Annotated in this window: 11 protein-coding genes; 5 read left to right on the top strand and 6 right to left on the bottom strand. The window is 70.0% G+C overall.

Going from position 1 to position 12,255, the window contains the following annotated elements; genetic code table 11:
• Window positions 1-31: 31 nt before the first annotated feature.
• Window positions 32-1,492, top strand: coding sequence for a DHHA1 domain-containing protein (locus tag EI982_RS04490; protein WP_157688343.1), 1,461 nt, complete (start codon window positions 32-34; stop codon window positions 1,490-1,492).
• Window positions 1,493-1,550: 58 nt separating this feature from the next.
• Window positions 1,551-2,357: a CBS pair associated ParBc domain-containing protein gene (locus EI982_RS04495; protein ID WP_157688344.1), complete on the top strand. Its 807-nt coding sequence runs from the start codon at window positions 1,551-1,553 to the stop codon at window positions 2,355-2,357.
• Here EI982_RS04495 and EI982_RS04500 read toward each other — a convergent pair.
• A complete protein-coding gene (locus tag EI982_RS04500) occupies window positions 2,354-3,535 on the bottom strand; it encodes a DUF7544 domain-containing protein (protein ID WP_157688345.1) in 1,182 nt (393 codons plus the stop codon). The two genes, EI982_RS04495 and EI982_RS04500, sit on opposite strands and share 4 nt — an antisense overlap.
• A 104-nt stretch (window positions 3,536-3,639) precedes the next feature.
• Between EI982_RS04500 and EI982_RS04505 the strand changes: the two genes are divergently transcribed.
• Window positions 3,640-4,734: a M24 family metallopeptidase gene (locus EI982_RS04505; RefSeq protein ID WP_157688346.1), complete on the top strand. Its 1,095-nt coding sequence runs from the start codon at window positions 3,640-3,642 to the stop codon at window positions 4,732-4,734.
• Here the strand turns inward: EI982_RS04505 and EI982_RS04510 are convergent.
• On the bottom strand, window positions 4,731-5,792 hold the full coding sequence (locus EI982_RS04510; protein ID WP_157688347.1) for a phosphotransacetylase family protein: 1,062 nt from the start codon (window positions 5,790-5,792) through the stop codon (window positions 4,731-4,733). The genes EI982_RS04505 and EI982_RS04510 overlap by 4 nt on opposite strands.
• Complete coding sequence (locus tag EI982_RS04515) at window positions 5,789-7,879, bottom strand: acetate--CoA ligase family protein (RefSeq protein ID WP_157688348.1); 2,091 nt, start codon at window positions 7,877-7,879, stop codon at window positions 5,789-5,791. The genes EI982_RS04510 and EI982_RS04515 overlap by 4 nt, the downstream gene beginning before the upstream one ends.
• Window positions 7,880-7,999: 120 nt before the next feature.
• Between EI982_RS04515 and EI982_RS04520 the strand changes: the two genes are divergently transcribed.
• Complete coding sequence (locus tag EI982_RS04520) at window positions 8,000-8,812, top strand: ZIP family metal transporter (protein ID WP_157688349.1); 813 nt, start codon at window positions 8,000-8,002, stop codon at window positions 8,810-8,812.
• On the opposite strand, the gene EI982_RS04525 is transcribed toward EI982_RS04520, so the two are convergent.
• Together EI982_RS04525 and EI982_RS04530 are read right to left on the bottom strand one after the other, a co-directional pair.
• Window positions 8,809-9,093 carry a DUF7545 family protein gene (locus tag EI982_RS04525; protein WP_157688350.1) on the bottom strand — a complete coding sequence of 95 codons (285 nt, stop codon included), beginning with the start codon at window positions 9,091-9,093 and terminating at the stop codon, window positions 8,809-8,811. The genes EI982_RS04520 and EI982_RS04525 overlap by 4 nt on opposite strands.
• A gap of 51 nt (window positions 9,094-9,144) precedes the next feature.
• Window positions 9,145-10,221, bottom strand: coding sequence for an NAD(P)/FAD-dependent oxidoreductase (locus EI982_RS04530; RefSeq protein ID WP_157688351.1), 1,077 nt, complete (start codon window positions 10,219-10,221; stop codon window positions 9,145-9,147).
• 103 nt (window positions 10,222-10,324) lie between these two features.
• Between EI982_RS04530 and EI982_RS04535 the strand changes: the two genes are divergently transcribed.
• Window positions 10,325-10,609 carry a DUF357 domain-containing protein gene (locus EI982_RS04535; protein ID WP_157688352.1) on the top strand — a complete coding sequence of 95 codons (285 nt, stop codon included), beginning with the start codon at window positions 10,325-10,327 and terminating at the stop codon, window positions 10,607-10,609.
• Window positions 10,610-10,637: 28 nt separating this feature from the next.
• Here the strand turns inward: EI982_RS04535 and cysS are convergent, their stop codons facing one another.
• A complete protein-coding gene (gene cysS / locus EI982_RS04540) occupies window positions 10,638-12,119 on the bottom strand; it encodes a cysteine--tRNA ligase (protein WP_157688353.1) in 1,482 nt (493 codons plus the stop codon).
• Between the last annotated feature and the right edge of the window lie 136 nt (window positions 12,120-12,255).

A 12,255-nucleotide genomic window follows, 5' to 3' on the forward strand; every position in this document is an offset into this window, starting at 1 on the left:
GGGTTTTGAGTTCCCGGGGATACCGACGACCATGGTCAGGCGGCTGGTACTCGGCTGTGGTCACGCCGGCGAGACGGTTGCCGGCGTCGTCTCGACGTGGGGCGGATCCCTCCGCGTGGTCGTGCCTGCGGGCCACGAGGTGAGGGAGTTCGAGGCTGGCGCGGAGGTGATCCGCGGCGATCCGGCCGACCCCGGTACCTACCCCGAGGCGGCGGACGTGGTGCTCGTCCTCGGCGACGACCCGGCCCACAACGTGGCCACGGCGGAGCAGGCGCGAGCGTCGTTTCCCGACGCCCTGCTCGTGGCGTCGACGGCCGGAGGTGACGTCGGCGACCGGCTGAGGACCGTCGCGGACCGCGTCGTCGACACCCAGGCGGTCGTCGCCGATTACCTCCTGGAGACGGCGACTGGCGACGGCGGCGAGCGAGTGTGGCGGCTCCTGAACGTCCTCCGGGGAATCGACGGCCGACTGGCGGTCGTGATGCACGAAAACCCGGATCCGGACGCCATCGCGTCGGCTCTCGCCCTCGCGGACATCGCCCGGTCGGTCGGCGTCGAGGGCGACGCCTGTTACTACGGCGACATCTCACACCAGGAGAACCGGGCGCTAGTGAACCTGCTGGAACTCGACTTGTGCAACCTCGGTCCCGACGATGATATCGGCGAGTACGCGGCCGTGGCGCTGGTCGATCACTCCCGGCCCGGGGTCAACGACGGCCTCGACCCCGACACCCCCGTCGACATCGTCGTGGATCACCATCCCCCACGGGGCCCCGTCACGGCCCGGTTCGTGGACCTGCGAAGCGACGTCGGGGCGACGAGTACGCTCCTCGCGGAGTATCTGGACCGTCTGGGCATGGATCCGAGCCGCGAGGTGGCGACCGCCCTCCTGTACGGCATCCGGATCGACACCCGGGAGTTCACCCGCGAGGCCGTCGAGGCGGACTTCGAGGCGGCGGCTTTCCTCCACGCTCACGTGGACGCGTCGGTCCTCGAACGGGTCGAGTCGCCGAGTATGAATCCGGAGGTGCTGGCGACGCTGGCCGCGGCGATCCGAAACCGGGACGTCAGGGACGACGTGCTCACGACGGGCGTCGGTCGCATCCGGGACCGTGACGCCCTGGCGCAGGCCGCGGACAAACTCCTCGACATGGAGGGGATCCGTGTCACCGTCGTCTACGGGTTCATGGACGAGACGGTGTACGTCTCCGGTCGCACCCGCGGGACGGACGTCGACCTCGGGGAGGTCCTGCGGGACGCCCTGGGCGCCATCGGGAGCGCGGGCGGGCACGCCGACATGGCCGGGGCACAGATCCCGCTGGGGATCCTCGGTGCGGTCGACGACGATTCGACCGCCTCGCTGGCCGACGTCGTCGACGACGTGGTCGCCGAGCGGATCTTCGAGGTTCTGGAGGATCCCCCGAACGCGCCGGGAGGCGACCCGTCGACCGCCGAGGCCGTCTTCGAGTTTCCGCTGTCCGACGACGGGTAGGAGCCCGAACGGCCCGCGACGACCACCCTTTTGAGAGTCGGCCGCGTACGTCGGAGCGATGGCCGACAACGCGACCGTCGAGGAGTACATGACACAGGACGTGGCCACCGTCGACCCAGACGACTCCGTCTCCGAGGTGTCGCGGCGCATCGTCGAGAGCGACGGTCACACCGGCTTCCCGGTGACAGACGGCCGGCAGGTCGAGGGGTTCGTCAGTGCCCGCGACCTGCTGTTGGCCGACGACGAGGCGCTGGTGTTCACCGTGATGTCCGAGGACCTCGTGGTCGCCCACCCCGACATGAAGGTCAACGACGCCGCACGGGTGATCCTCCGCTCCGGCATCCAGAAACTCCCGGTCGTCGACGACGCGGGCAAACTCGTCGGCATCATCTCGAACACGGACGTGATCCGCAGTCAGATCGAGCGGGTGACGCCCAAGAAGGTCGACAAGCTCCTCCATACCTTGGAGGAGATTCACGACATCGAGGCCGCGGAGGAGCGCCGCAGCGTCGAGTTGGCCGAGCTGACGCCGACGCAGGGACGGGTGTACGCCGACGAGTTGCAGGGCCGGAGCTACGAACTCGAACACGGACTGGCCGAACCGCTGGTCGTTATCGACAACGATGGCACGCTCCTGCTCGCGGACGGCCACCACCGGGTCATGGCCGCCAACAGGCTCGACATCGAGGAGATGGACGCCTACGTGATCGTCGTCGACGAGGACGGCGGTGCCGATCTCGAACTCGGGATGCAGCGGACCGCGGAGAAGGAGGGCCTCGCCTCCATCGAGGACATCGACGTCGTCGACTACGCGCGACACCCGCTGATCGAGACGACCGAGCGACTCCAGGAGGAGCGACGCTAGGCCACCGACGTGACTCCGTGTCGTGACGCGGCCTCCCGACCGTCGGCGCCCGCCGGGCGCCCGGGCGGATCCGGATCGTCGTCATCGCCGTCCCCACCGACTTCTTGGCTGTCGTCGTCGTCATCGCCGTCCCCACCGACTTCTTGGCCGTCGTCGTCATCGCCGTCCCCACCGACTTCTTGGCCGTCGTCGTCCCCGTCCGGCCGGTCGACGCCGACTAGGTCGAGTTCGGGGACCAACATCCCGAGCACCGACAACGAGTAGTAGCGGACGAACACGAGCGCGGGCACCTGGAGGAGCAGGCTGACGACGATCAACGAAAGGACGAACAGCAGTACCAGCGGGACCACGACGACGGCACCGACGTGGGCCGCGCCGGCCGCGGCGATGGCGAGATAGAGGGCTCCGCCGACGACCACGAACGGGATGGCCAACGCGATGGCGACGAGGAGGGTCGCGATGGAGACGACGAGGCCGACGGCGATTCCGAGGACGAACTTGGCGACCAGATAGAGGCCGACCTGCTTCCACTCGGCGCGTAGGGTCGGCCAGAGTCGACGCCAGCCGTCGAGGACGCCCCGATCCTCGGTCAGCATCGTCGGCACCACGAAGTCGGTCGTCAGGCCGAGGATAACGCTCGTGACGAGGCCGACGACGAGGAGGACCAGAAGGAGGGGGACCACGAGGACGAACAGCGCCGCCGAGAGGCCGATCCCTCCGACGAACACGGCCAGAATCGGGACGGCGATCAACAGGAGGGTGCCGAGGCCGACGGCGATCCGGAACCCGAACAGGCGCAGGCCGGGGCGGAACTCCTCGGCGAACGGGTCGCGGATCGACACCGAACGGTCGCGAAGGGCGCGCACGAGGACGAACTCCATCACGGCGCCGACCAGGTTCCACAGGAGGACGAGCGCGAGGACGAGCGCGACGATGCCGGCGATCAGTACCGCCGTCGACCCCAGATCCGGCAGCGACGGCGACGGCATCTCCGACATGCCACCGCCCGAGGAGAGGTTCGTGTTCGCGTTCCCGCCGGTCGGGACGCCGCCACCGACGCCGACGAAGAGCGTGATCACCGCCAGCCGGAGCCACACCCCTCGATCCAACGGACGGAGGAGGTCTTCGGTCGCTTCACGGGCGGCCGACAGGGCGGCGAAGGCGTACCAGGAGGGCATACGTACGACCCCGCAGTCACGTGCCAAAAATACAGGGGGTCACCCGCAGCACCGGAAACACGGCCGGCGACGCGTCTTTGTCGACGGGGTGAAAACGGGCGGCCATGACGCCGTTCGAACGCCGGACCCGGCGGGTCCAGTCCCGACTCGACGACGACGACCGCCTCGCCCTCTCGCCCGGGCGGAGTCTGTACTACCTGAGCGGCGTCGACGCCGACCCGAGCGACCGCCTCACGCTCCTCCTGGTTCCCGGCGAGGGTGATCCGACGTTCGTGGTGCCGGCCTTGGAGGCCGACGGAATCCGGGCGGCCACGTGGGTCGCGGACGTGCGGCCATGGCGCGACGGGACGGGGCCGGATCGCGTCCTCGATCCGCTCTTCGGGAGCCTGTCGCCGTCCCGCGTGTTCCTCGCGGACCGGATGTGGGCGACCGTCTCGCTCGACCTCCGCGAACGACTGCCCGAGGCCCGCTTCGACCTCGCGAGCGAAGTGTTGACCCCGCTCCGCCGGCGGAAGGACGACCGGGAACTCGACGCCCTCCGTGCGGCCGCCGAGGCGGCGGACGCGACGATGCGGGACGTGCGCGCCCTCGGCGCCGACGCGGTGGGACGGACGGAGGCCGACCTCGCGTCGTTCGTCGCGGAGCGACTGGAGAGCCACGGCGGCACGGGCGTCGCCTTCGAGACCATCGTCGCCGCGGGGGCGAACGGCGCCGACCCGCACCACGCGAGCGGCGACCGGGTGATCGGCGCCGGCGACCCCGTCGTCCTCGATTTCGGGACGCGCGTCGACGGCTACGTGAGCGACCAGACGCGGACCGTCGTCTTCGACGGCGACCCGCCCGCGGCGTTCGCGGACGTTCACTCGGTCGTCCGGGAGGCAGGGGTCGCGGCGGTCGAGGCCGTCGAACCCGGTGCCGTCACGGGGGCGGTCGACCGCGCCGCCCGGTCGGTGATCGAGTCGGCGGGCTACGGTGAACGGTTCGTTCACCGGACGGGCCACGGCGTCGGCCTCGACGTCCACGAGGCGCCGGACGTCGTCGCCGGCGGCGAGGTGACACTCGAACCCGGGATGGTCTTCAGCGTCGAACCCGGGATCTACCTCCCGGATCGCTTCGGCGTCCGGATCGAGGATCTGGTCGTCGTCACCGAGGATGGCTGCGAGCGACTCAACCGGACGGATCGCGGCTGGCGGTGCTAGTCCGCCCCGAGCAACGCGTCGACGTCGGCGTGGTCGGTCAGCAGGTCGTCCATCACCTCGACGGTGTGTTCGTCGCGGGTCCGCCCGCCGTGGACCACCTCCTCGGCGCGTTCGAGCGTGGTGAGGGTGTCCCCCGAACAGAGCAGGATGGGGACCCCCTTCTCCGCCGCGGTGCCGAGGACGGTCGTGGGGGGCCGACGCCCGCCGGTCAGCACCAGACACCTGATCCCCGGCGCTTCGAGCGCCGCGGTGTGGATGTCGGTGCGGTCGCCGCCGGTGACGACCGCGGCGTCTTTCGTCCGGCGGAAGAACCGCAGCGCCGACTCGCCGCTCATCGCGCCGACCAGAAATCGCTCGACGAGGCCGTCGGTCGGGACGTCGGTGAGTAGTTCGGCGCCGAGTTCGTCCGCCAGGTCGCCGACGGTGACGCCGGCCAGTTCCGCCTCGCGGGGCAACACACCGAGCACCGGGATCCCCCGCTCTTCCAGGAACGGCGCGACGAGGGTTTCGACCTCGTCGTAGGCGGCGTCGGCGACCCGGTTGAAGAGGACGCCCGTGAGGCGGTCACCGATCTGCCGGGCGGCCGCCAGGACCTCGTCGACGTCCGCGGGCGTCCCGTACTCCGCGATCAACACGACGTCGGCGTCGAGGAGGTCGGCCACGTCGGGGTCGGTGAGGTCGACGACGCCGCCGGTCGTCAGGTGGCCGCCGCCCTCGACGACCGTCAGGTCGCGGCCCGCCGAGACGGCCTCGAAGCCCTCGCGGACGCGCTCGCGGAGTTCGTCCGGTCGCTCCCGGCCCTCCATCGCGCTCCGGACGAACGTCGGCGAGTAGACGATGGGCTCCATCTCGTGCATCTCGTCGTCGGTGTCGAGGAGTTCGCGCGCCAGCATCGGATCGCGGTCCAGCGTCTTGCCGACCTGGCTCTGGAGGCGCGTACCCTTCGGTTTCATGTAGCCGACGCTTCGCCCCCGGGCCTGTGCCTGGCGGCCGAGCGCGACGGCGACGGCCGTCTTGCCTGTGCTCTCTCCGGTCGCGGTGACGAGTAGGGTGGTCATAGGGTGTCTGGATCGAGGGTCAGTCTGAGGTCGACCGCCTGCACGCCGTCGGGGCGAGCCACCAGCGGGTTCACGTCGAGTTCGAGGATGGCCGGGAAGTCGGTGACGAGCTGCGAGAGGCGGGCCAGCGCCTCCGTGACGGCCGGCTCGTCCACGGGGTCGCGCCCCCGGGCGCCGGACAGGAGCGGGGCGGCCTGGATCTCGTCGAGCATCGCCCGCGCCTCCGACTCGGCGAGCGGCGCGAGACGGAGGGCGGTGTCCTCCATCACCTCGACGAAGACGCCGCCGAGGCCGAAGAGAACGAGCGGCCCGAACTGCGGATCGCGGTTCGTCCCGGCGATGGTTTCGACACCCGACTCCGTCTCCACCATCTCCTGGACCTGGACGCCGAGGATCGTCGCGTCGGGTTGGTAGTTCCGCGCCCGGGTGACCAGGTCCTCGAAGGCGTCGTACACGTCCTCGTGGGCGACGCCGACCTTCACGCCGCCGATGTCGGACTTGTGGAGGATATCGGGGCTCACGATCTTCATGACGACCGGGTCGCCGATCCGCTCGGCGACCGCGAGGGCGTCGACCGGCGAGTCGACCACCTCGCCCGCGGGCGTCGGGATGCCGTAGGCGTCGAGCAGCGGCATGGCCTCGACGCCGAGTCGCGTCGCCCCCCGCTCGCCGGCCCGTTCGAGGACGTCCCTGGCCGCCTCCCGGTCCACGTCGTAGGTCGTCGGCTCGGCTCGCTCCCGCTCGCGGATCTCGCGGTACCGCGAGAGGATGCCGAGGCTCCCGACCGCCCGGGCAGGGTCGAAGTAGTTCGGGATCCCCGCCGCGTCGAGGGCGTCCTCGGCCGACCGGGCGCGCTCGCCGCCCATCAGACACGTCGTCACGGGGACGCCGTGCCGGGCTTGGAGGTCGGCTACGTCCGCTGCCAGGTCGCCGTAGTCGAGCGTCGCGGTGGGGGCGGCGATGACGACGGCCGACCCCACGGCGTCGTCGTCGAGGACGGCGTCGACGGCCGCACACAGTCGCTCGTTGTCGGCGTCGCCGATGACGTCCACCGGGTTGTAGACGTTCGCCCCCTCGGGCAGGCGGTCGCGGAGCCGCTCCAGCGTGTGGTTCCCGAACTCCGCGAGGGACAGGGGCGCGTCGCCGACGGCGTCCGTCGCCATCACGCCCGGCCCGCCGGCGTTGGTGACGACGGCCACCCCGTCGGTCTCCGGGACGGGTTGTCCGGCGAGGACGCGCGCGGCGTCGAAGAGTTCCTGGACGGTGTCGACGCGGACGACCCCCGCCTCCCGGAAGCCGGCCGCGGCCGCCCGGTCCTGCCCCGCCATCGCCCCCGTATGCGAGGAGGCGGCCTGAGCCCCCGCCTCGGTCCGCCCCGACTTGACGACCACGACGGGCGTCTCGGGGGTCACCTCGCGGGCCACCTCGACGAACCGGCGGCCGTCCTCGACGCTCTCCAGGTAGCCGACGATGACGTCCGTTCCCTCGTCGTCCCCCCACGAGGCCACGAAGTCCGCCTCGTCGAGGACGGCCTTGTTGCCGAGCGACACCACGTCCTTGAAGCCGACGCCGTGGTCGGCCGCCCAGTCGAGGACCGCGGTGACGAAGGCCCCCGACTGGCTCAGGAACGATATCGAGCCGGCAGGCGCCGCCCGCGGGGCGAACGTGGCGTTGAGACCGACCGGCGTGCCGATGACCCCGAGGGAGTTCGGCCCGACGACGTTCAGGTCGTATTCGTCGGCGAGCGCGATCAGGTCGCGTTCGCGGGCGGCGCCCTCGCCACCCGCCTCGCCGAACCCCGCCGAGATGACGACGACGTGTCGGATGCCCGCCTCGCCGGCCTCGCGAACGACGTCGAGCACCGCGGACGCCGGCACCGCCACCACGGCCAAGTCGGCGTCGGTGTCGCCGACCCGGTCCCTCGCCGGTAAGCCACACACCGTCTCGTAGTTCGGGTTGACGGGAACCACCTCGCCGTCGAAATCGGCGAGGTTCTCGACGAGCGCGCGCCCGACCGATCCCGGACGCTCCGTCGCGCCGACGACGGCGACACGATCCGGCGCAAACAACGGGGACAGTCCTCCCATCGGGTGACGGTATCACCGGCCGTCGCATAAGTTCGGGGGGCGGTTCCCGCCGGTTTAGGCCGGCCAAATATATCAGGATAGTGATAATATTTATGGCCGTCGGCGACCTGTCGTCGGACGATGGCACTGCTAGCGAACGTCGTATTCGTCTTCCTCGCCGGCCTAGTGACTGCCCTGGCCACCGGTCTCGGAGCGATTCCCTTCTTCCTGGTCGAGGAGGTGAGCGACCGGTGGAACGTGGCGCTGTGGGGACTCGCCTCGGGGATCATGGTTTCGGCCTCGATGTTCGGCCTGATCTTCGAGGGCCTGTCGGCCGCGGACTCGCCGCTCGAGATCGTCCCCGGGTTGATCGCGGGGGTCGTGCTCGTCGTCGTCGCCCACGAAGTGATCGAGAGTTACGAGGTGAGCCCCCGGCAGTACGCGGAGGCCGACTTCCGGAAGCTACTGCTCATTCTGGGGGTGCTGACCGTCCACAGTTTCCCCGAGGGTGTCGCCGTCGGCGTCTCCTTCGCCGACCTGGGGCTACGGCAGGCCGCCGGGACGACGCTCGGCCTGTTCGGCGTTGCCGTCCCGCTGCTTGCCGTGTTCATGACCGTCGCCATCTCGATCCACAACGTCCCCGAGGGTGTCGCCATCTCCATTCCCCTCCGGACGCTCGGCGTCTCGGAGTGGAAGATGGTGTGGTGGGCCGTCTTCTCCAGTCTCCCCCAGCCGATCGGCGCGGTGATCGCGTTCCTGTTCGTCCGGATCGCCCGGGAGTTCCTGCCCATGGGCTTTGGCTTCGCCGCCGGCGCGATGATCTACCTCGTCGTCACGGAGTTCGTCCCCGAAGCGCTGGAGATCGGCGCGGACCTGCCCGGTGGCGGGCGACGCGAACTCGTCGCCGGCGTCGTCGTCGGCGTCCTCGCGATGCTGCCGCTCCTGATCGTCTAGTGGCTGTGGCCCGTCGCCTCCTCGAAGGTCATGCCGAACCGCTCCTCGAAGAGCGCCTCGGCCTTCTCGTTGATCGCTTCGAGGTCGGCGGGCACCTCGCCCTCCGCGTGGTGGACGATGGCGTGGGAGCGCTGGACGAAAGAGAGCAGCGCGATCTCGGCGACGACGGTCGTCGGCGCCTCGCCCTGCTCGGCGAGGGTGTCGACCAGCCCTTCCGGCAGTTCGAGTTCGTCCGTGTCCCCGTCCGGCCCTTCGATTGTGTAGGTCTCGGTGTCGACCATGGCGCTACTGGGAGCCGGTGGTATAAGGGCGTGTGGGACTCGGGACGCGGTTCAGTCGTCGCCCTCGGCGGCCGCCGGCGCCTCGCTTTCGGCGGCCGCCCGCTCGCGATCCAGGTCCTCGAGGTAGCCGTCGGCGTCGATGGCGGCCTTACAGCCCATGCCGCCCGCGGTGATCGCCTGCTGGTAGTGGTAATCGACGACGTCGCCCGCGCCGAACAGGCCGGGGACGCCCGTCGCCGTCTGGCCGGCGCCGTCGCCGCCGGCCGTTTCGAGGTACCCCTCGTCGTCCATCTCGACGTCCAGTCCCTCCAAGTAGTCGGTGTTCGGCGTGTGGCCGATGGCGTAGAAGACGGCGCCGGCGTCGAAGGCGAACTCCTCGGTCTCGGGGTCGTCGAGTTTCCCCGTCGGGTGGCCCTCGGGGTGATGGACCATCGTCACGTGGTCGACCCCCTCCGCCTGGGAGCCGTGGAGTTCGGTCACCTCCGTGTTCAGCTTGAGTTCGATGTCGCCGTCCTCGACGTGTTCCATCACGCGGTCGATCCAGTAGTCCTCGGCGCGGAACTCCTCGCGCCGGTGGACCAGATGGACCGTCGACGCGAACTTCGTCAGGAAGACGGCCTCCTCGCAGGCGGCGTCGCCGCCGCCGACGACGACGATCTCCTCGTCGCGGAAGAAGGCGCCGTCGCAGGTGGCACACGTCGACAGCCCGTAACCCATGAGTTCGTCCTCGCCCGGGATGCCGAGGGTCCGTGCGCTCGCCCCCGAGGCGGCGATGACGGCGTCGGCCGTGTACTCGTCGCCGCTCGACAACGTGACGTGGAAGGTGTGCCCCGGGCCGGGGTCGTCGACCACGTCGACCGACTCGATCACGCCGTTTTCGACCTCGGCGCCGAACTTGCGCGCCTGCTCTTTCATGTCGCTGACCAGTTCGGGTCCGCTGATCCCCTCCGGGAACCCCGGATAGTTGTCGACGTCGGTCGTCAGCGTCAACTGGCCGCCGGGCTCGTCACCCTCGAACACCAGCGGCTCGTTGTTCGACCGGCCGGCGTAGATGGCGGCGGTGAGTCCCGCGATTCCGCTTCCGGCGATGATGAGACGCCGGTGGTCGGCGCCGTCGGGGTCGCTCATACACGTTGTTGGTCGGTGGGACCCATTTAGCTTGTGTTGTCGTGCGGTGCGGCGCTCGACCGCTGCCGGCGGTTTCTTGTCGCCGCCGCTCCCATCCGCGTCCATGCCCGCCGACCTCCAGGAGAAGACCGACCGCTACGAGCGGATGCTCGCCGACGCGCTCGACGAGGCCGAGACGCGTCCGCCCGCCGACACGCCCCTCGGCACCGCCGCCGCCGAGTGTCGGGAGATGGCCGCCTCCTACCTCGACGACGGCCGGCACTTCCGCGAGGACGACGACCCCGTGAACGCGCTCGCCGCGTTCTCCTACGGCTATGGGTGGCTCGACGCCGGGGTCCGGATGGGGCTCTTTGCCGTTCCCGCGGGGACGGAGCTGTTCACCGTCTGAACCGTTCTTGCCCACGTCGTCGGTCGGCTCAGTACCGGTACGTCGTCCCCCCGGTCCCGTCCTCCACCGTGACGCCGAGTGCCTCCAGGTCGTCCCGGAGTTCGTCCGCCCGGTCGTAGTTGCCGGCGTCGCGTTCGGCCTCGCGCACGTCGAGGACGAGTTCGATCAGGTCGTCCGCGAGGCGGGCCTCGCCCTCGCTCCCGCCGCCGAAGTCGAGGCCCAACACGTCGCCGCCCAGTTCCTCGAACGCTTCGATCGCTCGCCGCAGGCCGACGTAGTCGTACGTCTCCCGGCTGTCGACGTGGCGGTTGACCGCCGTCGCGAGTTCCAGGAGGGCGGCCGTCGCCTCGCGCACCCCGAAGTCGTCGTTCATCGCCGCGGTGAACTCCTCGCGCGTTTCTTCGACGGCGGACCGTAGGTCCATATCCTCGACTTTCGTCCGGGCGTCGACGCCGTCGCAGGCGTCGACCGCCGCCTCGTGGGCCCGGTCGAGGCGCTCCCAGTTTTCCGCGGCCTCGGCCATCGCCGCCTCGCTGAACGTCTGTTTCGACCCGTAGTTGGTCGAGCAGTAGAACGTCCGGATGACGTTCGGGCCGAACTCCGCCAGGGCGTCGGCGACGTAGAAGTAGTTGCCGAGGCTGGAGCTCATCTTCTCGCCCGCCGTCTCCAGCAGGCCGGTGTGGAGCCAGTACCGGGCGAACTGCTCGCCAGTCGCCGCCTCGCTCTGGGCGATTTCGTTCTCGTGGTGGGGGAAGACCAGGTCGTGGCCGCCGACGTGGATGTCGATGGTGTCGTCGAGGTGGGTCGTGCTCATCGCCGAGCACTCGACGTGCCAGCCGGGCCGACCCTCGCCCCAAGGGGAGTCCCACGTCTCGCCCGTCGGCGGATGGTCGCCGAGCGGCCGGTCGTCGTTCCGGTGTTCGGCCACGTCGCTCGGCGAGACGCCGCCGGCCTTCCAGAGCGCGAAGTCAGCGGGGTGGCGCTTCTCGCTTCGCTCGTCCGGGTCGCCCTGGGACTCCATCTCCTCCAACCGCTGGTTCGAGAGTTTGCCGTAGTCCTCGAAGGCGGTCACGTCGAAGTAGACCGATCCGTCGGCCTCGTAGGCGTAGCCGCGGTCGATCAGGGTCTCCACCAGGTCGATGATCTCGGGGACGTGCTCCGAGACACGGGGATACACCGTCGCCCGCTTCAGGTTCAGACCGCGCATGTCCTCGATGATGGAGGCGATGAACCCTTCGGCGACGTCGAGTTCCGACGCGCCGAGATCGTCCTCGCCGACCCGCGCGACGATCTTCTCGTTCACGTCGGTGAAGTTCTCCACGTGGCGCACCTCGTACCCCAGGTGCGAGAGCCATCGGTGCATCACGTCGGCGTGGGTCCACACCCGTGCGTGGCCGAGGTGCGCGTCGTCCGAGACCGTCAGCCCACAGACGTACAACAGGACTTCCTCGCCCGCTGGCTCGAACTCCTCGCGGTCGCCGGTCAGCGTGTTGGTCACGGACAGCGTCATTGGCGGGGATTCCGGGCCGAGGCATTAATATTTGAAGAAAGCCCGCCGTCGGCGGCCGTCGGCGACGCGAACGGCCCCCCGTCCCGACGGGCCCACGGTGTCCGAACGGGAGCGAGGACGACCCCGTCGGGTGACG

Source organism: Haloplanus salinarum, from assembly GCF_009762275.1.
In the GTDB taxonomy this organism is placed as follows: domain Archaea; phylum Halobacteriota; class Halobacteria; order Halobacteriales; family Haloferacaceae; genus Haloplanus; species Haloplanus salinarum.